Origin of the sequence: Foliimonas ilicis (genome assembly GCF_039939195.1) — a bacterium.
GTDB classification, from domain to species: Bacteria; Pseudomonadota; Alphaproteobacteria; order Rhizobiales; family Rhizobiaceae; genus Foliimonas; species Foliimonas ilicis.
The window spans coordinates 215,467-240,047 of record NZ_JBDUUH010000005.1; the positions used below are offsets into that span (position 1 = coordinate 215,467).

Genomic DNA, 24,581 nt, shown 5'->3' on the forward strand with positions numbered 1-24,581 from the left:
GGGTCCTGGCCGTCAATTTGCCGTGTTGCTGGCCTGCGCGGCGGCGGTAATGCTGCTCAGGCGTGTGTCGGGCGTGATATATTCGACATCGTAACGCAGTTCGATGAGTGCCGGGCGATTGTTGTTTTTCGCGAAATCCCGCGCGCGGGCAAAGGCTGCGGCAAAATCGTCTGTTTTGTCGATCGTTTCTCCCGACGCGCCATAGCTGCGTGCCAAGGCGGCGAAATCCGGATTTTCGAGATTGAGCGCGAAGGATCGTGCGGGATATTCGCGTTCCTGATGAGCGCGGATCGTACCCCAGGCGCCATTGTTGCACACCAGGATGACGATCCCCAGTTCATGCTGCACGGCAGTACCAATTTCCTGCATGGTCATCTGGAAACAGCCGTCGCCTGCGAATGCAATGACTTCACGTTCGGAGAAAGCCAGCTTCGCGGCGATGGCGGCCGGAAGACCATAACCCATCGAGCCACAGATCGGCGATGCCTGCGTGCCAAGATGCGAAAATTGCATAAAACGGTGAGGAAACAACGCGTAGTTGCCCGCGCCGACCGACACGAATGCGTCCTGCGGAAGCACTTCGGCCATGTGCAGGCACGCCCGCGACAGATCGAACGTCGCGTCCGTTTCGGGAGCGATGCGCGAGCGCTGGTAGTCGTCATTGGCGGCTTTCGCCAGCCCGGACCAGTTGAGTGCCTCTGTTGGCCTTAATTCGGAAAGTGCCGCGGCGCTGCCGACCGGATCGGCGTTGATCGCCAACGTCGGACGGTAGACGCGGCCCAGTTCGTTGCCATCGGGATGGATGTGCACGAGCTTCTGGCGCGGCAGAGGGCTTTCTACCAGTTTGTAGCCTTCGGTCGTCGGCTCATCGAGACGCGAGCAGACCGTGATTAGAAGGTCCGCCTCACTGATGCGGGCAGCCAGTGCCCTGTCCGTTCCATAGCCGATATGACCGGCAAAATTCGGATGACGATTGTCGAAAACTTCCTGACGTCGCCATGAAACGCCGACCGGCAGGTCGAAGCGCTCTGCAAAGGCTGCGAGATCGGCGCGCGCTTCATCGGTCCAGCCGGTCCCGCCGGCAATGACGAATGGCCGCTGGGCGTCTTTGAGCAGGTTGAGCAGCTTGTCGAGTTCCTGCTGCACGGGACGCGGATGCGCGCGCTCGAACGGTGCCACATCGGCAACGGCTGCACGGCCCCAAAGCGTGTCTTCAGGCAGCACGAGCACGACCGGACCGGGCCGTCCGCTCCGGCTTTCCGCAAAGGCGCGGGCCACGAATTCGGGAATGCGATCCGTGCGATCGATCTGCGCCACCCACTTTGCCACCGGGCCGAACATTTGCCGGTAGTCGATTTCCTGGAAACATGCGCGCTCGGTCGTATCCGATCCGATCTGGCCGACGAACAAGATCATCGGCGTGCCGTCCTGGTGAGCGACGTGCAGGCCGATCGAGGCATTGGTGGCGCCGGGTCCGCGCGTGACGAAGCATATGCCGGGCTTGCCCGTCAGCTTGCCATACGCTTCGGCAGCGTAGGCCGCGCCGCCTTCTTGCCGGCAGGGAACCGTGCGAATCTTGTCCTTCCGGTCGCCAAGTGCGTCGATGCAGGGCAGAAAGCTTTCGCCCGGCACCATGAAGACGGTATTGACGCCATGCAATTCTAGCTGTCGTACGAGAAGTTCGCCGCCTTGTGTTTCGACGGGAGACGCATTGGTTGCAGGCATTATACTGTTTCCTCGTAAAGTCCCTGGACGGCCTGTTGCGGGTCCCATTCCTTGCCGGGAATGGCCGCGATGAGGCGCTGGGTGTATTCGTGTTGCGGTGCGTCGAAGATTTGCGACGGCGGCCCCATCTCGACTATCTCGCCGCGACGCATGACGGCGATGCTGTCGCAGATTTGCGCGGCAACGCGCAGATCATGGGTGATGAAGATCATCCCGAGTTTCAACTGATCTTGAATTTCCTTCAGCAGCTTCAGGACCTGCTCCTGCACGGAGACGTCGAGCGCGGACACGCTTTCGTCGGCGATCAGCAATTCCGGATCGAGCATGAGGGCTCGGGCAATGCCGATGCGCTGGCGTTGGCCGCCCGAAAATTCATGCGGGTAGCGCTTGTAGGCAGATGCGTCGAGACCGACGCGTGCCAGCAATTCTTCAGCTTTGCGCTGGGCGACCGGCAGGCTCACACCATTTGCCAGCGGGCCATCGACGAGAATACGCCCGACTGTTTGCCGCGGATTGAGCGAGGCGAACGGATCCTGGAAAATCATCTGGATCTTCTGGCGCATAGGACGAAACGCGCCGGGTGAGAGCGGCGCGATGTCTTTGCCATTGTAAAGGATCTGGCCGCCATCGCTGGGCGTCAGCTTTATGATCACGCGGCCGAGCGTCGATTTACCTGAACCGGATTCGCCTACAATACCGAGCGTCTGTCCCTGCCGAAGCGTGAGGCTGACGTTCTGAACCGCCGGCACGATGCGAGGCTTTGAAAACAATCCGCCGCCGCTGCGATAGGTCTTGTTGAGATTGCGGATTTCGAGCAGAATCCGGTCGGGATCGCCCGCCGCATCGACCCGATCTTCGGCCCGGCGATGCGGGACAGCCTTGATAAGGCGACGCGTGTAGGGGTGCTGCGGAGCGTTCAGTACCTCAGCGGCAGGCCCTGCCTCGACCACAAGCCCCTTTTCCATCACCACCACACGGTCTGCGATGTCGGCGACGACGCCGAAATCATGCGTGACGAATATGACGCCCATTCCCTTGGCTTGCTGGATGCGTTTGATGAGGTCGAGAATCTGCGCCTGGGTGGTCACGTCCAGCGCGGTCGTCGGCTCGTCAGCGACAAGGATCGACGGTTCGAGCGCCAGCGCCATCGCTATCACCACGCGCTGGCGTTGGCCGCCCGACAGGCGGAACGGATAGGAATCCTTCAGCGTCTTCGGGTCGGGCAGACCGACATAATCCAGCAAATCCATGACCCGCCGCGCACGTACCGACGCATCGGTTTCACCGTGAACGAGCATCACTTCGTCGATTTGGTCGCCGACTGTCATCAGCGGGTTCAGCGCGGACAGCGGCTCCTGGAAGACCATCGCGATTTCGCGGCCGCGCAATTTGCGCAATTCTTCTTCCGAACGCGAGAGAAGATCGCGCCCCTTATATTCTATGGAACCGGTGGAAGGCTTGAGATAGCTCGGCAACAGACCCATCAGCGCATTTGCGGTCATGGATTTGCCCGAACCTGACTCGCCAACGACACACAGGATTTCACCCGCGTTCAGATCGTATGTGATGTCCTTGACGGCATATTCGCGATCGAAGCCGGGCGGCAGCGGGATCGATAGTCCCTTCACGCTGAGCAGCGGCACATCGGCAGAGCTCATTTTTTCCTCCCACGCAGATGCGGGTTCATCAGGTCATTGATGCCTTCGCCGATCAGGTTGATGGCGAGCACTGCAAGCAGGATGGCAAGGCCCGGAAAGAAGCTCATCCACCATGCCTCGCGCAGCATGGTGCGTGCGGCGCCGATCATGAAGCCCCAGCTCATCATGTTGCGGTCCCCGAGGCCAAGGAAGGAGAGGGCGCTTTCGGTCAGGATCGCGGTTGCCACCATGAGCGACGCGGTGACGATGATCGGTGAGATGGCATTGGGCAGCACCTGGGTCAGGATGATCCGCGGGCCACTCTGGCCGATGACGATCGCGGCCTGCACGAATTCGCGTTCCCGCAGGCTGAGGAATTCCGCCCGTACGAGACGTGCCACGCCGGGCCATGACACGACCGAGATGGCGAGCGTGATCGACACGATGTTCGGGCTGAAGATCGCCACGAGGACGACCGCCATAGCGAAGGCTGGAATGATCTGGAAAAACTCGGTGAAGCGCATAAGCAGATCGTCGACTCGTCCCCCGTAAAAACCGGCCAGCGCGCCGATGCTGACGCCGATGAGAACGGCAACGAGTGTGGAGATGACGCCGATCAGCAGCGATACCTTCGCGCCATGTGCGATCCCGGCCGCGATGTCCCGGCCCAGCATATCCGTACCGAGCAAATAGTTGGGGTCTTCCATTGGCCGCAGGAGCGGCATGGCAACGGTGCGCCATGGATTGCCGGGAAAAAGCAGCGGTGCCGCCAGCGCCATCACGATGATCAGACCGAGAATGATCAGACCCAGCACGGCGCCATAGTTTTGTGAGAAACGTTTCAAACTTTGCATGGTCTGGCCTCAGGCGATGCCGATACGGGGATCGACGATGCGGTAGAGCAGATCCGCGATGAAATTGACGACGACGACAACGATGGCGGTGACGAGGAAGACGCCGAGCAGCACGGGATAGTCGCGCTGCATCAGGGCGTCGAACATCAGCCGCCCGATGCCTGGCCACGCAAAGACCGTCTCCGTGAGGATTGCGCCACCCACGAGCTGACCGGCCTGCATGCTGGCAAAGGTGAAGACCGGCAATACGGCATTGCGAAGCACATGGCGGCGGATGATGCGCTTGTTGGGAACGCCTTTCGCCCGTGCGGTCTTGACGAAATCGAACCCCATAACTTCGAGCATCGAAGCGCGGGTCAGGCGCGTGTAGACGGCTGTGTAGAACAGGCCCAGCGTGACGGCGGGAAGGATAAGATGGTGCGCAATGTCGAGCGCGCGCCGCCAACCGGTGTAATTTGCTCCGATGGTTTCCATGTCGAAGGGCGGCAGCCAGCCGAGATTGATCGAAAACAGCAGGACGGACATCAATGCAATCCAGAAAAGCGGAGTTGCATAGAATACCAGGGCAAGCGTGGTGATGATGCTGTCGAGCGCGCTGCCGCGATAGCGTGCGGCCATCACGCCGAAAAGCACGCCCGTTGCCAGCGAAAACACGAATGCCGCGCCGGTCAGAAGCAGGGTCGCGGGTAGGCGCTCCAGAATAAGACTGAGAACGGGCACCTGATTGCGATAGGAGAATCCGAGATCGCCGGTCAGGACACCTGAAAGATAATTCCAGAGCTGAACGGGAACGGGGCGGTCGAGCCCGAATTGGGTGCGGAGATTTTCCAGAAACTGCGGATCACCGGAACCTGCCTCTCCGGCAAGAATGGCTGCCGGATCCCCGGGCGCAAGTTTAATCAGCAGGAAGTTCAGGATGATCACGCCAATGATCACCACGACTGCCTTGCCGATCCGTTGCAAGGTGAAGGCTAGCATGAGCTGCGGTTCCCGTTTCTACTCGACGACTCAAGAAATGCGTCATCCTGGAAAGGCAAACCTTCCGGGATGACTGGCTTCAGTTACTTGGCGATCCAGACGTCATCCATCGGCTCATTAAGACCGATAGCCGTGCGCACGAGGTTCTTCACCTTGTCGCGGTAGATCGTGGTGTTCTGCATGTCGAACATCCACAACAGCGGAACGTCTTCGGCGAGGATTTCCTGCACCTGGGTATAAGCCTCGGCGGCGTCTGCCTGATTTACGGCGTCTGCTGCCTTGGTGAACAGCGCATCGACTTCCGGATTGGCGTATGCCTGGTTGTTGCCCGCATGCGTTCCCTGAACGATATTGTCGCTATAGTAATTGCGCGACACACCCTGAGCCGGATGGCCGAACTGGTAGAGGAAGTTGAAGGCGAGGTCGAAGTTGAAGCTGCCGATATTCTGGAGCCATCCGCCCGCATCGACCGCCTGAATGGTGACTGTGAAGCCAAGATCTTCGAGCTGCTGTTTTACATATTCAGCCAGACGGTCCCAGGTCGATCCATAGGGCAGGCCCATTAGCCGGATGGGATGCTTGCTGAGATCGACGCCGGAGTCCGCCACCAGCTTCTTCGCCAGTTCCATATCGAACGGATATTGCTGGAGATCGGGATCGTGGAACATCGTGGTTTCGGAGAACGGGCCTTTAGCGACCTTGCCCTGACCGAAGAAGATCGCGTTCACGATGAAATCCCGGTCCAGTGCGTGGTACATCGCCTTGCGGATGTTCTTGTCGGCAAACACTTCGAGGCGAAGGTTCGGCTGGATGAACATCTGCGGCGAGAAATATTCCCAGCCTGCGGTGGTGCTCTCGACGCCTGGCAAGGCCGTCAGTGTGCGAATGGAGAAGCCTTCGACATCGCCGCCGCGCAGCACATCAACGGTTCCCTGCTCGAATGCGATGCTTCGCGAAGCCGAATCCGGGATTACGCGGAAATAAAGCTCGTCAAGGTAAGGCTTGCCATCTTTCCAATAGTCCTCGTTGCGCACGAGATGGATGAAGCTGCCGCGCTGCCATTCCTTGAATTTGAACGGACCGGTGCCGATCGGCGTGCTGTTGGCCGGATTGGTGCGATAGTCGGTGCCCTGGTAGATGTGCTTCGGCATGATCGGGAACGAGCTAAGCTCGAAGCCGTAGAGAAATGCCGAGAACGGCTTTTTCATTTTGAAAACGACCGTCAGATCGTCCGGTGCGGTGACGCTCTCGACATAGGCTTCCGAAATCAGCCTCCAGCGAGGGTGCGCATCGACCAAAAATTCCGTGGCGGCGAAAACAACGTCCGCCGAGGTGAAGGGCTTGCCATCATGCCACTTCACGCCATCCTGCAGCGAGAAGGTGTAGGTCAGGCCGTCTTCGGAGACTTCCCAGCTTTTCGCAAGCTGCGGCAGAGGTTTGAGGCTGGCGTCATAAGTCAGCAGGCTTTGATAGATCTGGCCCGCGACATAGAGCGTCGGTCCCTGAGTGTTCAGGCCGACCACGAGCATCGGCGGCTCCGGCTGCACGATCATGTTCAGCGCGCCGCCCGGTGTAACTTCGGTCGCAGCGGCTTCCTGGGCCATTGCCTGCCCGGCAATGGGCGCGCACGCTAGAATAGCGGCCGTCGTCAGACGGACCAAGGTTTTCAACATATTGGAGTCTCCCATTCAGAGCGCGCCGTGCGCTGCCTTTCAGATCAATCAGGTAGGGTTCTTATTTTCTTTTTACATTAAGATGCATCTTAAAGAGCTGTCAACTGAAACTTCAGGGACGCCATAATCAATTGAAATAACACGAATAAATATTGAAATCGATAATTCGACTATATGCCTCGCGTCGAGGTGCGCGAATTTTTCTAAATTAGATGCATCATTTTTTGAGATTCAGAATCGCTCTCGCAGCAAGGCAGACGCGACGGGACGAAAAATGCGGGAAGGGCAGCTTGCGATTTCACGAATTCTGGAGCCGCCGCCAGAACCTAGCGCCGCGCGGAAGCGCGGGGCGTATGCCCTTGGGCGGCCGTTATTCCGGCCGCCCAAGGGCCGGATTTTTCGAAGAAGAAGGTTACGCCTGACCGTTCCAGGCCGAGATCTGCTTGGAATCCATGAATTCTTCCAGACCCGTTATTCCGCCTTCGCGCGCCCGGCCAGATGCTTTGACGCCGCCGAAAGCCGAACCTGCACCTAGCCCTTCGCCGTTCATTTCGATCATTCCCGCGCGCAGCCGGCGAGCAAGGCGGTTGCGCCGCTCCCCATCCTGCGACTGGACGTAGTTCGTCAGGCCGTAGAGCGTATCGTTGGCCATCTCGACTGCTTCCTCTTCACTGTCGAAGGGGATGATCGACAGAACCGGTCCGAAGATTTCCTGACGGGCGATCGTCATGTCGTTATTGACATCTGCGAAAACCGTGGGACGCACGAAATAGCCGCGATTGACGCCTTCCGGCAGGCCGGGACCGCCAGCGACCAGGCGTGCGCCTTCGCTGATGCCCTGCTCGATCAGGCCCTGGATCTTGTCCCATTGCAGCTTGCTGACGACCGGGCCGATATGCTTGCCAGCCTGATGAGCAGAGGCGACCTGAGTTTCCTTCGCCACCTTTGCCGCAGTTTCGACGGTCTGGTCATAGATCGAACGCTCGACAAACATACGCGTCGGTGCATTGCACGACTGACCGCTATTGTTGAAGCAATGCTTCGCGCCGCGCTCGACCGCCTTTTGGTCGGCATCTGCGAAGACCAGATTGGCGCCCTTGCCGCCGAGTTCCAGTGTGACTTTCTTCAGCGAGTCCGCGGCGGCCTTGGTGATCGCAATGCCTGCGCGGGTCGAGCCGGTGAAGGAAATCATATCGACGTCCGGATGTGTCGAAAGCTGCGTGCCGACTCCCGTTCCGTCACCATTGACGAGGTTGAAGACGCCCTTCGGCAGCCCGGCCTCATGGACGATCTCGGCAAAGAGCATCGAGGAAAGCGGCGCGATCTCGGAAGGCTTCAGTACGGCCGTGTCGCCTGCGAGCAGCGCAGGGATTACCTTGAGCGTGACCTGGTTCATCGGCCAGTTCCAAGGCGTGATCAGGCCGACGACGCCGACCGGTTCCCAGGCGACCATGGTGGTCGGGGCGTGATCGCCGAGCGGGCGGACGAACTCGAAATCCTTGAAGGCGGTAATGAAGTTCTCGATATGGTAGGTGCCTGCGCCGACCTGCGAAGCCAGCGACATGTCGCTGGGTGCGCCCATTTCCACAGTCATGGCCGCAGCCATGTCCTTTGCACGACGCTTGTAGATCTCGAGAATCTTCTCGACATAGGCGAGACGTTCCGCCGGTGGCGTCTGCGACCATGCCGGGAAGGCGGCCTTCGCCGCGGCCACGGCGCGATCGGTATCCGCCTGATCGCCAAGGCTGATGATGGCGACGGCTTCTTCGGTCGACGGGTCGATGACCTCAAGATCGTTCGGCTTGGAAGGCTCTATCCATTCGCCATTGATGTAGAATTTCCGCTTGTCCGTTAGTTCAACCATCGTATCCTCTTTTTTTAGCCGCGGATGAATGATGCGGCGCTTAGTCTGGAGCTTCCGAAGCTACACGCAGCGTTGATATCACTCAAAGGGGATTCGTATACGCGGTTTTCGAAGTGGTGAAGAACTCGCGCGCTGCACGCCCCTGCTCACGTGGACCATAACTCGAAGCTTTGCGGCCACCGAACGGAACATGATAGTCCACGCCCGCCGTCGGCAGATTCACGAAGACCATGCCGGAAGTGGAACGGGTCTTGAAATCCTCCGAATATTTCAGCGACGTCGTGCAGATTCCCGACGACAGGCCGAGATCGGAATCATTGGCGATCGCAAGTGCTTCGTCGTAGTCCGCCGCTTTCAGGACGCTGACGACCGGCCCGAAAATTTCCTCGCGCACGTGGACCATATCGTTGGTACAATTCGCATAGACCGCCGGGGAGAGATAGAAGCCGCGTTGCGGTCGATCCAGTACCTCGCCGCCGCAGAGCCTTTCCGCGCCTTCGCCATCGGCAATCCCGATATAGCGCAGATTGGTGCTCAACTGGCGCTCATCGACCACCGGTCCGATCTGGCTTGCTGGATCGAGCGCATTGCCCACGACGAGCTTGCGAGCACGGGCAGCCATGCCCTCCGCCAATGAATCGTAAATGCCTGGAGTGGCGATGATGCGGGTGTTGGATGTGCAGCGCTGACCGGTCGAGATGACCGATCCGCCGATGGCGCAATCGATGGCGTTTTCCAGATTTGCGTCATCCAGCACGACGAGCGGGCTCTTTCCGCCCATCTCTTGCTGGATTTTGCCGCCGCGCTCGGCCACGATCGTACGGATGCCGCGACCGGTCGCTTCCGAACCGGTAAAGGACACCGCATTTACATCGGGTGATTTCGCGATGACATCGCCCACCACGCTGCCGCGCCCCATGACGAGGTTGAACACGCCGGCAGGTAGGCCGGACCGCGACAGGATTTCCGCAAGTGCCCATCCACAAGCAGGGGTGAGGTCGGCCGGTTTGAACACGACAGTATTGCCGAAGGCCAGCGCCGGAGCGATCTTCCAGGCCGGAATGGCGATGGGGAAATTCCAGGGCGTGATGAGGCCGACGACGCCCACGGGCTCGTTGCGGACTTCGACGCGCACGCCCGGACGGATCGACGCAATCGCCAGGCCTTCCACGCGCAGGGCTTCCTGCGCATAGAACTTGAACAACTGGGCGGCGCGGGTGACTTCGCCGATGCCTTCGGAAATGATCTTTCCTTCCTCGCGCGACAGCAATGCACCGAGTTCCTCGCGGCGCGCCAGCAATTCGACGCCGACCCGCTCGAGGATTTCGGCCCGCAACTGAGGCGAGGCGCCCGACCATGACGGAAGTGCTGCCTTTGCCGAAGCGATCGCGTCATGGGTCTGCTGCGCGGATGCCCGCGCATAAAGACCGACCAGATCGTCGAGGTCCGAAGGGTTGCGGTTCTCGGTGAGATCATCGCTGCCGACCCATTCGCCAGCGATGTAGTTGGCTTTTTCCAAGTTTGTCATATCAGTCATTCCGTTCATGCCACGCCGATTTCGGTTTCTACTTCGCGCAGCGACTTCGCGATGATCTCAAACATATCGTCGGCTTGCGCCTGCGTGATGATCATCGGCGGGCAGAAAGCCACGGCATCGCCCATGTTGCGCGAAATCAGGCCGTTGCGCTGCATCGCGGCGTTCATCAGGCCGCCGAGCTGACCGACGCTTTCGACGGTCTTCGCCTGCTTGTCGTTGACGAGTTCGATCGCTGCGATCAGACCCACGCCGCGCACTTCGCCGACGAGCGGGCTGCTTTTTAGTGTTTCCAGACGGCCACGGAAATGTGCGCCGACATCGCGGGCGTTGCCGACAAGATCGCGCTCCTTGATGATTGCAAGGTTTTCGAGCGCGACCGCAGCGCCCAGCGGATGGCCACCGGCCGTGAAGCCGTGACCGAACGTTCCGATACGGCTGCTTTCCTCTGCGATAGGTGCGAACACGCGGTCATTGACCATGATGGCCGAGAACGGAACGTAGCTCGACGTGATCTGCTTAGACATGACCATGATGTCGGGCCGGATGCCGTAGGTGCCAGAGCCGAACATCTGCCCGGTTCGGCCGAAGCCGCAGATGACTTCGTCGGCTACGAACAGGATGTCGTACTTCGCAAGCACTGCCTGGATTTTCTCGAAATAGGTCGCCGGCGGGGTCACGACGCCGCCTGCTCCCATGACCGGCTCGGCGAAGAATGCCGCGATCGTGTCTGGACCTTCGCGCTGGATCAGTGCGTCCAGATCGTCTGCGCAACGCGTGGCGAAGGCTTCTTCGGTTTCGCCCGGCTTGCCGTCCTTCCAGTAATGCGGTGCCGTGGTATGCAGCACGCGGTCGATCGGCAGATCGAATGAGCGGTGATTGTTGGGCAACCCCGTCAGGCTGCCGGAAGCGATGGTCACGCCGTGATAGCCGCGCTGGCGGGCGATAACCTTCTTCTTCCCAGGCTTGCCCATCGCGTTGGAGCGATACCAGATCATCTTGAGGACGGTGTCGTTCGCTTCCGAACCCGAATTCGTATAAAAGACCTTGCTCATTGGCACAGGCGCGAGTGCGATCAGTTGCTCCGCCAGATCGATCGCCGGTCCGTGGCTCTTATGGCCGAAATTGTGGTAGAAGGGCAGCTTCTGCGCCTGTTCGGTCATGGCCGTGATCAGGCGCTGTTCCTTGAAGCCGAGGCCGACGCTCCACAGACCCGCCAAGCCCTCGATATAGCGGCGGCCTTCATTGTCGGTGACGTAGATGCCTTCGCCGTCTTCGATGATCATCGGGCCGACTTCCATATGCCGCTGGGCGTTGGTGTAACCATGGAAGTGATAGGCGATGTCGCGCGCTTCGGCTGTCTGGTCGAAATTGGTCATGTCGTTCATCGTCTGGAACCTTGCATGTTCGCCGGACCATCGATGGCCGGCTGTTCGTATCAAATGCGGCGCTTCTTACGCCGGGCGGAGGCCGTTCAGCTCGAAATCTTCTGCAGGACCTGTTCTCCGATTTCCGCGCCAATCGGAAAGGCCGAGGTGGCAGCGGGCGAGGGGGCGTTGCAGACATGGATCGTGCGGGCCGTCTGGCGCAGCAGAAAATCGTCGATCATCTTGCCATCGCGGTTTACAGCCTGCGCGCGTATTCCCGGTGCGTAAGGCTGCAGATCGTCCAGCGTCAGGTCAGGGCAATAGCGGCGGCAGCGATCCAGATAAACGCGGCGCGATAGCGTGCCTTGTAATTCGTGTAGGCCCGGACGGACGGAACGCGCCATGAGCTTCCAGAAACCCGGAAAAGCCAGACTGCGCGCCAGATCCGCCACGGCTATGCCGTTGCGCTCATAGGTTTCGCGGCCAAAGGAGAACACCGCATTCGGCCCGACGGTCGTGTAGCCGCCGATCATCTTGGTGAGATGTACGCCGAGGAAGGGCAGGGATGGATCGGGAACCGGATAAATCAGATGCCGCACCAGTGCGCCCGCCCTTTCCGACAGGCGGAAATACTCACCCCGGAAGGGGATGATGCGGAAATCGTCGGCCAATCCCGACATGTCCGCGATACGGTCGGCCTGTAGTCCGCAGCAGGCGACGGCCATTGCGCCTGCAATGTCACCTGTATCGGTCTCGACGGTCACGCCATCGGATGTCTCGCGCAGTCCGGTGACGGCTGTCCCGAAACGGAACTCGACGCCATCGGCGGAGAGGCGATCGCGAAGCACCCGGCAGATCCGGCCGTAGTCGACTATGCCGCTGGCCGGGCTGAGAATAGCGCGCACACCGGTCACGTTGGGCTCGATCTCGGCCATCTCGGCCGCATCGATCATGCGAATGTCGAGGCCGTTCGTCTCGGCCCTCTGGCGCAAATTCTCCAGCGCGGCGAGTTCGCTGTCATCGGTCGCCACGATCAGCTTGCCGCAATCGTCGAACGGAATCTCGTTTTCGTGGCAGAAACGCTTCGTCTGCTCGGCACCCGCTTTGCAGAGGCGCGACTTCAAGCTGCCGGGTGCGTAATAGATGCCTGCATGGATGACGCCGGAATTATGCCCGGTCTGATGCTTGCCCGGCGCATCTTCCTTCTCAAGCACCACGATCCGCATGTCCGGGCGGGCGCGCCTCAGATAGTGCGTGGTGGCAAGGCCGACGATTCCCGCTCCGATTACGATGATGTCATATCTTGCCACGCAGTCGTCGCTTCCATCCGTATTTCTGGAGACCTCCAGCTAGCCAATCAGTTCGTGAAGTTCGATACTAAAGTGCTTGACGTCGGTTTGACGATTTGAAAACTATCGCGCTCCGAGACCTGGAGCCGATTTTGACACAGCCTTTCAAGCCCTTCCGAGGCAACCCCTCGGATGCCGACATTGCGCGCCTACGTGAATTCGTGGAGATCGTCGCGGCAGGAGGCGTAACCGCGGCTCAGGCGCGGCTTGGTAAGGGCAAGTCGGCCATCAGCCTGGGTCTTACACGCCTGGAAGAGCGTCTGGGCCTGCGTTTATGCGAGCGTGGCCGATCCGGTTTCCGGCTTACCGAGCAAGGCCAACTGGTGCATTCGGCCGCCGTTCAACTGCTCAACGAGATAGGCCGTTTCAGCGAATTTGTCGGCGCGGCGACGCGGCGGCTGGAAGACGAGATCACGATGCTGGCCGATGACAGCTTCGTGTTCGCATTCGCCGATCCTCTGGCGCGCGCGATCGCGCGCATCAGCGATCGTTATCCGGATCTGAAACTGAACATCCGCATGACATCGCCAGATCAGGTCTATGCATCCGTATTGGAAGGATCGGCGGATCTAGGATTCACCGCGCTGATCCGCAATAGCGATGCGCTCGATGCCACATCCGTTTGCGCCGAACGCATGGGGATTTTCTGCGGCCGGGGCCATCCCCTGTTCAACCGGGACGATGCGACGCTGAGTTACGACGAATTGCGCCGGCATGGCTTTGTCGCCGCGGAAGTCACGCAGGAGGAGGCGTTCTCGGAATTTGTTCGCGGCCTGATGATCAAGGCGGTGGCGCCGACGATTCTGTCGCGGATGATCATGATATTGTCCTCGCGCTATCTCGGAATGGTCCCTATCGAATTCGCCCGCTATTGGGTGGAAAAAGGGGCAATTAGGGAGCTTCGCATCAATGGCGGCCAGACTGAAAACATGTGCTATCTCATCCATCGCAAGGCCCGGCCTCTCGGTCTTGGAAGCACCATCTTCCGCGGAATTCTGGTCGATGAGCTGCGCGAGCAATGACTAAACGCAAATAGGCCCACCACTCCTTCCGAAGTGGCGGGTATCAATAAACGGAAAGAAGCTATTTTTTGAGCGTTCCGATGCTGTCTCGAATTTTTTCCATCCATGCTTGCATGACGCTGATCGCCTGACTGCCCTTGCCGAACAGCCCGGCGAGCTCCCCTTCGACAGCTTCATGTTTTGTCGCTTCGGGCAGCGGCGGAAGTATGTGGGAATAGTAGGTTTTGTCTAACAGCCGATGCAACAAGCGCTCACCGGGGAAGGGTTCGCCATTGTTCAGTGCGCGCACCGCTTTCAGCAGCGTGCGTATGTCATATTGCGTCGGACTTATGTCAGGCACCTGCTTACGCAAACCAAGCAACGTGTAGACGGCAACCCTTGCGGTGCGGATTGAACTGTCCATCGTAAATATGATGTCGTTCGATGTTTCGACGAACTGCCCCATAAGGCCAAGATTGGTGCATCCCGACGGGACGACATGCGGCCGGTCCCCAGCCGCGCGCGGCATGAACATAGAAGTAATGTACGGCATCAACGCAAGGCGCGCCTTGGTATTCGCGACCACCTCTTCAAGCTGATCTTCGATGCCCAGATGATAGCAAAGCTCGGCCAGTATCTCACGCCCGTTGCATTCCGGCATCGGCTTTTTGACGAAGTTGCCTTCCTTGTCCATCAGCAGCGCATAGACCCAGATCACCAGCACATCGCCCGGCTGGTCGGGGAAATGCGGCTGGCGGTTGCATGTGAAGCTCATCACCCAGTTCGAGTCTGTGAAAGTGATGATGCCGCCAGTTGCAGTTTTTCCGGAATAAGGATCGTTGACCGAAAGCTCTTTAAGCTTCTCCACGAAGGGAGACGGCTTGCATGTGAGCGTGACCGATTCCCACATCGACCGGTCAATATCGCCGTAGAATTTTTCAGGTTTGCCAAAGATCGGTGATTTCTTTGATAGGTTCTTCCACAGCGCCCAATCGCTTTCATCGCCCGGATCGTGCTTGCCTCGGTCCAGCACCGGTGCATTGTCCATGTCACCGTAAGCGGTGCCTTCGGTCATTGAGCCGGTGAGCGCGTAGACCACGTCTTTCGGCCCGACGGTGATCGTCGTATCGGCGCCCTTCACCTTGGCGCGGATGGCAGTCACCGTGCGGGTCTCGCCTTCCACAGCCATATCGAGATCATAGGCGCGCGTGTCGAATTGCACTTTTACGCCGCATGCCTTGAGATGCTTCACCAATGGGCTGACAAAGCTGTCATGTTGATTGTATTTCGGGAATATCAGGGCCGACATATCTGCCAAGCCGTCGATGGCATCAAGGAACCGATGCATATAAAGCTTCATCTCAAGAAGGCTTTGCCAATTCTCGAAAGCAAACATTGAACGCCAGAGATACCAAAAATTGGTGTCCAGAAAACCCGCGCTGAAATATTGCTCGATCGTGATGTCATCGAGGTCTTCCTTGCGCTTCAGCATCAGGCGGATCAATTCCCACTGCTGGCTCCTCGACAGGCCCAATGTGGAGAAATCACGGATTTTGCCTCGCTCGTGCATGAGCCGTGCTTTGGAAAAATTTGAATCGTTGTCGTTGACCAGCCGATATTCGTCCAGAACGCTGTATCCCTCAGGAAGTTCAAGCGCCTGAATGTCCTGAAACATGTCCCAAAGATTGTCGTAGTTCCAGTTCATCTCGCGGCCGCCGCGAATGATATAGCCGTCTTCGGGATTGCCGGCGCCGTCAAGCGAGCCGCCCTCGATCTGCATGGCGTCCAGAATGGTAATGTCTTTACCGGCCATGCCGCCATCGCGGATCATATAGAAAGCTGCCGCAAGACCGGCGATGCCGCTCCCAATAATCCAAGCTTTGCGATCCTTCACCTGACCGGCAGGAACAGGCCGATTGCGCATATACGCACCCATCATATCGGGTGGCGGCAGCGTATTTTCCGCGCTGTTGTGCCAATAGCCGGCGGTAGTGTCGGCTTCGACCTTGAACTTCGATTCTGAGATGGCTGCGGCTTTTTTCACGATAGGCCTCTCTGGGCCGAGTAGATTTCAGCCCTCTCGCGTTTCGGAATTGCAGTACATCGAATAGTTTACAGAGCGAAAACGCGAGATGACAACAGTTTATCTCAGATGCTTCGCCTGCCGGAGCCGTTGACGGTCACATTGCCCCGGACTTTATGTAGAAGGTGAGGTGAGTTGGCATCGACGTTGTGACAAAACGACAAAATGCAATCCATATGGTCGAAGTCTTCGAGATGAACAGTGTCGACCAAAATGCTAATGTTCTGCGGCAGATCGTTGTTGCCGTGGAGCGGCACGAGCTGCTGCTACATGTAGAAAGTTTCGAGGGATACCAATGTTCGTAAGACACGGCGGCTGGTAAAGAACATGCTCACTCTTAGACAAATAGAAGTCATCCGCGCGATTATGGTGACCGGCAGTATTGCCGGAGCTGCCAAATTGCTAAACGTTGCGGCACCGGGAATAAGCCGCCTTATGAAGTATTCCGAGGATTCGCTTGGTGTTCGTTTGTTCGATCGCCGCGCTGGCCGTTATGTGCCAACGCCGCAGGCGCGCAATATATTCGATCTGCTTGATACCGTTCACCGCAAGATCGAAGATCTCCAATCGGCTGTAGGCGACCTTGGCCGAGGCAAAAGCCAGGAGCTTTGCATTGCTTCGGTTCCGAGTATCGCGAATGTCATGATGCCGCGTGCAATATCGAAGCTGCGAAAAAAGCGTCCCGATCTCGGGCTGGACATAAACATTCTCAAAATCGAAGAGGCCATTGATTATCTCCTGCTTGGACGCGGAGAGATAGTTGCGATCTCGTCGCGTTTTGATCACCCGTTGATCGACTTTGAGCTTCTCGCCACTGGCAGGCTTCTGTGCATCGTACCGGAGGGTACTCCGCTTTCGGGGCGCAGCAAGATCACACCGGCGGAGATGGCCGAGCACCCTCTGATCGGGATCAATCCGAAAGACCCGTATGGCGCGATCATGGCCGCGATGTTTACCGACGCGGGTATCGAGTACCGGATGAATGTCAAAGCGCGCTTCGGAACCACTGTTTGCAGTCTCGTTGCCGCGGGATTGGGGATAGCGATCATCGATGAGTTCACCGTCGCCTACGGTGCGGTGCCCGGGCTGAAATGCATCGAGATAGACGCACCGAGCGACTTCCACACCTATGCTGCTTACCGCAACGACGTGCCGCTTTCCGCCTATGCCGAGCAGTTTCTTGAAATACTTCAAAAAGAGATGGTGAGTGCAAGCTCGCACGCCCAATCATCACAACCAACGGTACGGAAGCGACTTAGACAGACATAACATCATGTTATGAATATCATCAAAAATGGTATTCGAAATCATTTTCCATCGCCGCTACCATGCCTGCAGGGAGGAAAGGTATCGGCAGGAGGAGCCGTAAATTGCCTTGGATCGGCCAGAGCAACGGCGTTTTCTTGAGCCAATCTGATCCCCTGCGTGAAATCTCGAAGATATGGCCGCAAGCACAATGCCGGCGGCAATGCGCAAGGATTGGGCAAGGCAAATCTTATGTTGAATGCAGTGCCATCAGGCGAAACGAGGATCTTTCCGGTCATCGGTGATCCGATCGATCAGGTGAAGTCGCCGGGTTCAATTACGCCGATACTTTTCGCCCGCGGCAAGAATGCTCTTGTCGTGCCGCTCCATGTGGATGCGGTAGACATGGGTGCCCTTGTCGAGGCAATGCGCAGAGTGAACAATATCGATGGGATGCTGGTAACGGTGCCTCACAAGTTCGCCGCTCTCAGTTTTTGCTCATCGGCAACGGAACGCGCGAGATTTGCCGGTTCTACAAATGTTATGCGCAAGACAAAAAGCGGCTGGCATGGCGATAATACTGACGGTATGGGCTATCTGGATGGGGTCGCGAGGGAGGGCTTCGAGATTAAGGACAAGCGCGCGCTTCTGATCGGGTGCGGTGGCGCTGGATCGGCGATTGCGTTCGAGATATTGAACCGTGGCGCGCGCGAGCTTGCCGTTCATGACATCGATGCGGTACGCCGCGATGATATTCTCAAGCGTCTGGCGGATAGATTTCCAGGAAGGGTACAGACCGGCAGTGACGATCCGTCCGGTTTCGATTTCATCGCGAACGCAACGCCGATGGGTATGCGTCTGGATGATCCTTTTCCTGTCGATGTGACCAAGCTCGTGTCAACGCAGTTCGTGGCCTGCGTCATCACCAAGCCGGAGGTGCCGTCGCTCATTGCCGAAGCGCGAAGCCGCGGGTGCATGACGATGACGGGTAAGGGGATGTTCGACGCGCAAGCCGAGACGCTCGCGGATTTTCTTCTCGGGCAAGGACTGTCTGACGAAGTGTTGCAAAAGACAAATGCTAGTTTTGTCTCCTGAATGAACTAAGGGGTGGGTGGCGCATGACGGAGACGGCGCCTTGAAAACCGATCGCTGATAATGGGAGGACCCAAAATGAACTTCAGATCCATACTTGCTGTGACCGCAGCTCTGCTCGCAAGCGCGGGTGCGGTGCAAGCACAGGAAACCGTCAATATAGGAATGGTCGCCGAGCTTTCCGGCCCAGGCGCACCGTCGGGCACGAATTGGCGCGACGGCATCAGGATTGCTGCCGAAGAAATCAATGAAGATGGCGGTATTCTTGGCAAACAAGTGAAAGTTTCCGAATACGACACGCAGACCGATCCGCAGGTTTCCCGCGCACTTGTTCAAAAGGCGATCGACGAAGGCGCGTTTGCGATCCTTGGAACGATCTATTCCGGTTCGACAATGGTCAATATGCTTGTCGCACAGCAGAACAGCATACCTCAATTCGTTGGCTCCGAAGCGCCCGGCATCGTCGAAAAAGGCAATCCTTTTGTCTATCGTACGTCTTCGGGCGCGCAAAAAGGGGTGCCGGCGCTGACAACGTATTTCGTGGATACACTCAAAGCCAAGAAGGTCGGTGTTGCCTGGGTAAACAACGAATTCGGCAAGGGCGGCCATGACGTCTTCATCGCCGAGATGGAAAAAGCTGGCATCGAAGTGACCGTCGATGTGCCGTCAGAACAGGCGCAGAGCGATTATGCCGCCGACGTGTCGAGGCTGAAACAGTCCAACCCGGATGCCGTTTTCGTTTATATGAATCAGGAAGAGTCGGCACGGTTCCTGATCGAAGCGAAGAAGCAGGGCCTGGCAATGCCTCTCGTGGGTGAAGTCACTTTGACTGAAGCCAAGGTCATCGAATTGGCTGGTACGGCGGCCGAGGGCGCAATCGCCCATGTCGGGGTGACTGCTACTGCCACGGATATTGCGGGCATCGCAGCATTCGCAGAAAAATTCGAGACAAAGTTCAAGCGCAAGCCGACGCATGATGCCATCAAGGGCTATGTGGGCGCATGGGCAACGAAATACGTCACGGAACTGGTCGGTGAGTTTGACGGCGAGGCGTTCGCCGAAAAGATGAGCGGGCTTTGCCTGAAGGTTGCTGAACATCCGAAGATGCTCCTTGATACCTGCTGGGATGAAAAGGGCGAAATGTCCCGTCCGAGCTTCATGGTTCAGGTAAAGGACGGCAAGCCGGAAGTCATCGGCACCATTCCTGCCAACTGATCTCTCGAAGCGTCACCGCGACGGCTAGTGCCGTCGCGGTCTTAAGCGAAAGACACGCAATGTCCCAGTTCCTACAGGTTCTGCTGTCCGGTCTAGCGACCGGCTCGATCTACGCTCTTGTCGCAATCGGCTTTACCCTGGTGTGGCAGGCTGCACAGACGGTGAATTTCGCCCAGGGCGAGTTTGTCGTTGTCCCGGCATTCATGGTCCTTGTCGGCCTCAACTATTTCCACATGCCGCTATGGGGCGCGCTTGTCTTCGGACTTGTCATGTCGGTCCTGATCCTTGGCGTGCTTTTCAAGAAGCTGATTGTTGAGCCGATACTTCCCCATGGTGGGATCACGCTGATCATAGCGACGATGGCGCTGGGCATTCTGCTTAAGGAAAGCGTGAAGGAGTTTTACGGTGCGGAAGCACAAGCTTTCCCGGCTTTACTCCCAAGCAACACGATCGACTTTTTCGGTGCAGTGGTCTCTACTCAAGACCTGCTGAACCTCGCGCTGTCTCTGGGAATTGTCTTCCTTCTGACGCTGTTTCTTAACCGCACGCGCACCGGCCGCTGCATGCAGGCCACTGCGCAGAACCCGGCGGTCGCGGAAATCCTCGGCGTCAACATCAAGCGAATGGTGCTCTACACCTTCGTTATCAATGCTGCGCTTGCGACCTTGGCTGCATATTTGATCACGCCCGTATATCTCGCCAAATTCTCCAACGGCGAAACGCTTGGTCTCATTGCGTTCATTGCAGCCATCGTGGGCGGCTTCAACCAAATCCGAGGCGCATTGGTTGGAGGTCTGCTTATCGGCGTTCTCGACAATATGACGGCCACTTACATAACCGCGGAATATCGCGCCGCCCTGCCATTGGTGTTGCTCATCGTGATTATTCTGGTGCGCCCGCAAGGCATCATGGGTACGTCCGAAGGGAGGTCGGTATGATGCGTGGCTGGGTTCGTCCTCTGCTGATAATCGGTCTGATTGTTCTGGCGATGCTCGCGCCAATCGGACAGGGAAATTACATCATCTACGTTTTGACATCGTGGCTGATATTCTCAATCGCCGCGATGGGGCTCAATCTCACTCTGGGCTACGCCGGTCAGATTTCGCTCGCGCAGGCATCGTTCATGGCCATCGGTGCCTACACGACGGCTATCCTGACGCTGGCCGGCTGGCATTGGGTGTTGGCGATGCCGCTCGGTCTCGTCCTTTGTTTCATCGTCGGTCTGGTGTTGGGATACCCGGCGTTGCGCGTGAAAGGCCATTTCCTTGCCTTCGTGACACTGGCCTTCAACACGCTGGTTTTCCTGGTGCTGCGCAATGAGGAATGGCTGACAGGCGGAACGTATGGTCTCGTCGGGATGCCGCGGCCTGATTTCGGCCTGTTCGCGACCATGAAGCAGATCCATTTCTACTACTTCACGCTTGGGGTTACGGTGCTTTCGGGGCTGGTCATGTGGGGTATTGTCCGCTCGCCCTGGGGGCGTGCGTTCAAGGCATTGCGCGAAAACCAGATCCGCGCCGAAAGCCTGGGTGTGGATACAAAGCGCCTTACACTGCTGGCCTTCGCTATCGGATCGACTTATGGCGGTCTGGCGGGGTCGCTTATCACGCCGCTGGTGCAATTCATCGAGCCCGGTTCGTTCGCCCTGGCGCATTCCTTGCGTATTTTGTTGATGGTCGTAGTCGGCGGAGCAGGTTTCTTTTTTGGGCCATTTCTTGGTGCTGGCGTGGTTATCCTGCTGCCGGAGTTCCTGCGTTTCACCCAGGATTACTACCTCATCGTCTACTCGGCTCTTGTCATTGTCATGCTGGTTTTCGTTCCGGCAGGTCTGATCGGCATATGGGGCAAAGTTCGCGACCGTTTCTGGCCTAAACAGCAAATACGTGGCGATATTAAAGAAGGAGCTCGGCTGAAATGACGGGTCCAGTGCTTTCTATTCGCAATATCGAGAAAAGCTTCGGTGGAATTCAAGCCGTTAGCGGTGTGTCCTTCGACGTCCATGACGGCGAAATCCTTGGCCTCATCGGACCCAACGGTTCTGGAAAATCGACGCTTTTCAACTGTATCCTTGGCCAGCTGAAGCCTGATGCAGGTGAGGTCGAAGTGAACGGCCAGAACGTTTCTGGAAAGCGTGCATCCGAACTCAATAAATTGGGTGTTGGACGCACATTCCAGCAGCTTTCGGTTTTTCCGCAGATGACGGTACTCGACAACATCGTGCTTGCCGGTCAGGAGCATCACGGCACGATGCTGTCGCGTCTGTTCGGAAAGCCTGATGCGGGGTTGACGGAAGAAGCTGACAAGCTGATCGCGTTCTTCCGCCTGACGCATCTTCGCGACACGCTTGCCGGGTCTCTATCCTACGGGCAGCAAAAGCTGGTGGATGCGGCCATGGCATTTATGGCTGGTCCGCGGCTTGTGCTGCTCGACGAACCGGCTGGCGGCGTGAACCTCACAATGTTGGCCAATCTGCGGGAGCGGCTTGTCGCCTATAATTCCGAGCATGGAACGACATTCGTCGTCATCGAACACAATATGGAGTTCGTGATGAGCCTTTGCACGCGCATCATCGTTCTGGCGGAGGGCGCTGTCATCGCAGAGGGAACGCCTGACGAGATAAGGTCGAACCAGACCGTCATCGACGCATATCTGGGAGGATGACCGATGCTTGAACTCAAGAATATCTATGGCGGTTACGGCAAAGTCACGATCCTGAACGGGGTATCCTTTACCATTCCAAAAGCCTCGATTACCACAGTTATCGGGCCAAATGGCGCAGGCAAGTCGACTGTCTTCAAGGCCGTGTTCGGCCTCCTCAACATCCATTCCGGTCAGATTCTTCTGGACGGCAAAGATGTGACCGGGCAGACCCCGCGCCAGATGATCGCGCATGGCGTGACCTATGTGCCGCAGGGCAGAAATGTCGTGCCGCAGCTTTCTGTCTACCACAATCTCGAACTGGGCGGCATTACAGCTCCCGACCAATCCAAGGTTCGCCAGCGCATAGATGCGGTGATGGATCAGTTTCCGATGCTGCGGAAATTCCGCGACAGAAAAGCGGTTGAACTGTCTGGCGGCCAACAGAAACAGCTCGAAGTGGCGCGATCGCTTCTACTGGATCCGAAGCTGATACTGATCGATGAACCGTCGATCGGTCTGTCGCCCAATCTTGTGCAGGAAGTTTTCCAGACACTTATCCGGCTGCGTGATCAGGGTGTCACCATCCTGATGGTGGAACAGAACGCCAAGGCCGCACTTGCGATGTCGGACTACGGTCTTGTCCTGGAACTCGGCCAGACACGGATGCACGACGACGCGGGAAAGCTGCTCGTCGATCCGCGCGTCGGTCAGCTCTTCCTGGGAGGGCATGTCGAGCAGAGCCCTACGGCCAATGCAGTTTGACGTTCTAGACGCCGAGGCAAACCGCCTCGGCGAATGTCCGATCTGGTGTGAGCGGACCGAACGTCTCTGGTGGGTCGACGTGCTTACGCCTGCGCTTTGGAGCCACGATCCCGCTACCGAGATATGCCTAAGTCATCCCATATCCGCGCGCCGGCTGGGTTCTATAGCTTTGCGTCAGGCAGGCGGTCTTCTTCTTGCCTGCGAAAATGGGCTGTTTTCCTACGACCCGGAAACGGGGGAGCAGGCCTTCTTGATCGATCCCGAACCCGGTCGTGCGGGTCATAGAAAGAATGACGGGCGCACCGATCCTGATGGTAATTTTTGGATAGGCACCCTTCAGGAGGATGCTTATTCTTCTGTCGGGTCACTGTACCGTGTCACACCCGACCGCTCGGTGAGCGTGGAAGCCACAAATTTGGCGATACCGAATTCACTTGCCTTCGACCCGGAGCGTTCGCGTGTTTATTATGCTGACACAAGAGCTTACACGATTTGGTACCGTGAGTTCGCGGCGCCGGATAGCGACCGCAAGGTCTTCGCTAAAACGACAGCTCCGGCCCGCCCCGATGGAAGTTGCATCGATGCCGAAGGCCATTTGTGGAATGCGGAATATGCCGGGGGGCGGGTTGTCCGTTACGCGCCTTCGGGCGAGATTTCGATGACGATCGATCTTCCCGTAAGTCATCCGACATGTTGTTGTTTTGGGGGTGCGGATTTTCAGACGTTATATGTCACATCCGCAATAGAGCCTCTTACAACGGATCAGATGACCAGTGAGCCTTTCGCGGGGAAGGTTCTCGCGCTGAAAGTCGGTATTTCCGGAAGAGCAGAATTTCGAACCCGAATTTGACAGACGAGCCGCGAAAAGACGCGGCTTTGGCCTCCCGCAAGGGAGTGACGGAACGAATACGGTCTTGATTGCTTTCTTCTCAGCGTCCAGCACAGGGAGGAAACGCAATGAAATCACTAGCCGAACTATTCGAACATACGCTGAAAGACGTCTATTACGCCGAGAACGCCATCATCAAGGCTCTGCCGAAAGTCGCGAAAGCGGCTAAGGATGCGAAGCTGAAGAAGGCGGCCGAGGATCACCTTGCAGAGACCAAAGACCAGATCAAAAAGCTCGAACTGGTCTTCAAGTCGATTGGCAAGAAAGCCTCTGGCGAGAAATGCGATGCCATTGAGGGGCTAATCAAAGAAGCTGACGGGCTGATGGAAGAGGCGTCCGGCACGGCTCTTGATGCCGGCTTGCTTGCGGCATGCCAAGCTGTCGAGCATTACGAGATTGCCCGCTATGGATCGCTGCGCGAGTGGGCGAAAGACCTTGGTAACGACGCGGCGCACAAGCTCTTGAGCGAAATCCTAGATCAGGAGAAGGCGACGAACAATAAGCTGACGAATCTAGCGGTGACGTCGATCAATAAGACGTCGGGTGCTGCGAAGGCTGCTTAGAAAATTCAAGGGGACGCTATCCGACCCCCGGTCTTGAGAGAAATTCGGCAGTGACGCTCCGATTGGGATAGCCGCCCGGTTGAATGCCGGGCACTGGAATATCGGCGGAT

The 24,581-nt window shown here is 57.8% G+C and carries 20 protein-coding genes; 10 read left to right on the forward strand and 10 right to left on the reverse strand.

Annotated elements, in window-relative coordinates; all coding sequences use genetic code 11:
* Positions 1-12: 12 nt before the first annotated feature.
* The 9 genes from ABFT80_RS13335 to lhgO all read right to left on the reverse strand — a co-directional run bounded on the left by ABFT80_RS13335 (position 13) and on the right by lhgO (position 12,942).
* Positions 13-1,725 carry a thiamine pyrophosphate-dependent enzyme gene (locus ABFT80_RS13335; RefSeq protein WP_347972414.1) on the reverse strand — a complete coding sequence of 571 codons (1,713 nt, stop codon included), beginning with the start codon at positions 1,723-1,725 and terminating at the stop codon, positions 13-15.
* Complete coding sequence (locus ABFT80_RS13340; RefSeq protein WP_347972415.1) at positions 1,725-3,383, reverse strand: ABC transporter ATP-binding protein; 1,659 nt, start codon at positions 3,381-3,383, stop codon at positions 1,725-1,727. Before ABFT80_RS13340 ends, ABFT80_RS13335 begins: the two co-directional genes overlap by 1 nt.
* Positions 3,380-4,216, reverse strand: a complete 837-nt coding sequence (locus ABFT80_RS13345; protein ID WP_347972416.1) for an ABC transporter permease — start codon at positions 4,214-4,216, stop codon at positions 3,380-3,382. Before ABFT80_RS13345 ends, ABFT80_RS13340 begins: the two co-directional genes overlap by 4 nt.
* A 9-nt stretch (positions 4,217-4,225) precedes the next feature.
* Entirely contained in the window at positions 4,226-5,194 is a 969-nt protein-coding gene (locus ABFT80_RS13350) for an ABC transporter permease (RefSeq protein ID WP_347972417.1), read from the reverse strand.
* A gap of 83 nt (positions 5,195-5,277) precedes the next feature.
* Positions 5,278-6,867, reverse strand: a complete 1,590-nt coding sequence (locus tag ABFT80_RS13355; RefSeq protein ID WP_347972418.1) for an ABC transporter substrate-binding protein — start codon at positions 6,865-6,867, stop codon at positions 5,278-5,280.
* A 412-nt stretch (positions 6,868-7,279) separates the two neighbouring features.
* A complete protein-coding gene (locus tag ABFT80_RS13360) occupies positions 7,280-8,731 on the reverse strand; it encodes an aldehyde dehydrogenase family protein (protein ID WP_347972419.1) in 1,452 nt (483 codons plus the stop codon).
* Between the two features lie 82 nt (positions 8,732-8,813).
* Positions 8,814-10,259 carry an aldehyde dehydrogenase family protein gene (locus ABFT80_RS13365; protein ID WP_347972420.1) on the reverse strand — a complete coding sequence of 482 codons (1,446 nt, stop codon included), beginning with the start codon at positions 10,257-10,259 and terminating at the stop codon, positions 8,814-8,816.
* A 14-nt stretch (positions 10,260-10,273) separates the two neighbouring features.
* A complete protein-coding gene (locus ABFT80_RS13370; RefSeq protein ID WP_347972554.1) occupies positions 10,274-11,644 on the reverse strand; it encodes an aspartate aminotransferase family protein in 1,371 nt (456 codons plus the stop codon).
* A gap of 95 nt (positions 11,645-11,739) precedes the next feature.
* Positions 11,740-12,942: an L-2-hydroxyglutarate oxidase gene (gene lhgO / locus ABFT80_RS13375; RefSeq protein ID WP_347972421.1), complete on the reverse strand. Its 1,203-nt coding sequence runs from the start codon at positions 12,940-12,942 to the stop codon at positions 11,740-11,742.
* A gap of 131 nt (positions 12,943-13,073) precedes the next feature.
* On the opposite strand from lhgO, the gene ABFT80_RS13380 reads away from it, so the two are divergent.
* Positions 13,074-14,003, forward strand: a complete 930-nt coding sequence (locus tag ABFT80_RS13380) for a LysR family transcriptional regulator (protein WP_347972422.1) — start codon at positions 13,074-13,076, stop codon at positions 14,001-14,003.
* Positions 14,004-14,064: 61 nt separating this feature from the next.
* Here ABFT80_RS13380 and ABFT80_RS13385 read toward each other — a convergent pair whose 3' ends face one another.
* A complete protein-coding gene (locus ABFT80_RS13385) occupies positions 14,065-16,026 on the reverse strand; it encodes an oleate hydratase (RefSeq protein ID WP_347972423.1) in 1,962 nt (653 codons plus the stop codon).
* A 366-nt stretch (positions 16,027-16,392) separates the two neighbouring features.
* On the opposite strand from ABFT80_RS13385, the gene ABFT80_RS13390 reads away from it, so the two are divergent.
* From ABFT80_RS13390 to ABFT80_RS13430, 9 genes are all read left to right on the forward strand, one after another.
* Positions 16,393-17,334: a LysR family transcriptional regulator gene (locus ABFT80_RS13390; RefSeq protein WP_347972424.1), complete on the forward strand. Its 942-nt coding sequence runs from the start codon at positions 16,393-16,395 to the stop codon at positions 17,332-17,334.
* Between the two features lie 156 nt (positions 17,335-17,490).
* Complete coding sequence (locus ABFT80_RS13395; RefSeq protein ID WP_347972425.1) at positions 17,491-18,405, forward strand: shikimate dehydrogenase family protein; 915 nt, start codon at positions 17,491-17,493, stop codon at positions 18,403-18,405.
* A gap of 75 nt (positions 18,406-18,480) precedes the next feature.
* Complete coding sequence (locus ABFT80_RS13400; protein ID WP_347972426.1) at positions 18,481-19,617, forward strand: ABC transporter substrate-binding protein; 1,137 nt, start codon at positions 18,481-18,483, stop codon at positions 19,615-19,617.
* Between the two features lie 59 nt (positions 19,618-19,676).
* Complete coding sequence (locus ABFT80_RS13405; RefSeq protein ID WP_347972427.1) at positions 19,677-20,555, forward strand: branched-chain amino acid ABC transporter permease; 879 nt, start codon at positions 19,677-19,679, stop codon at positions 20,553-20,555.
* A complete protein-coding gene (locus ABFT80_RS13410; RefSeq protein WP_455189930.1) occupies positions 20,552-21,535 on the forward strand; it encodes a branched-chain amino acid ABC transporter permease in 984 nt (327 codons plus the stop codon). The genes ABFT80_RS13405 and ABFT80_RS13410 overlap by 4 nt, the downstream gene beginning before the upstream one ends.
* A complete protein-coding gene (locus ABFT80_RS13415) occupies positions 21,532-22,278 on the forward strand; it encodes an ABC transporter ATP-binding protein (RefSeq protein ID WP_347972428.1) in 747 nt (248 codons plus the stop codon). The genes ABFT80_RS13410 and ABFT80_RS13415 overlap by 4 nt, the downstream gene beginning before the upstream one ends.
* Positions 22,279-22,281: 3 nt before the next feature.
* Positions 22,282-23,019 (forward strand): ABC transporter ATP-binding protein, encoded by a 738-nt coding sequence (locus tag ABFT80_RS13420; protein WP_347972429.1) that lies wholly within the window; start codon positions 22,282-22,284, stop codon positions 23,017-23,019.
* A complete protein-coding gene (locus ABFT80_RS13425; RefSeq protein WP_347972430.1) occupies positions 23,009-23,869 on the forward strand; it encodes an SMP-30/gluconolactonase/LRE family protein in 861 nt (286 codons plus the stop codon). The genes ABFT80_RS13420 and ABFT80_RS13425 overlap by 11 nt, the downstream gene beginning before the upstream one ends.
* A gap of 107 nt (positions 23,870-23,976) precedes the next feature.
* A complete protein-coding gene (locus tag ABFT80_RS13430; protein ID WP_347972431.1) occupies positions 23,977-24,471 on the forward strand; it encodes a ferritin-like domain-containing protein in 495 nt (164 codons plus the stop codon).
* Positions 24,472-24,581 lie beyond the last annotated feature (110 nt).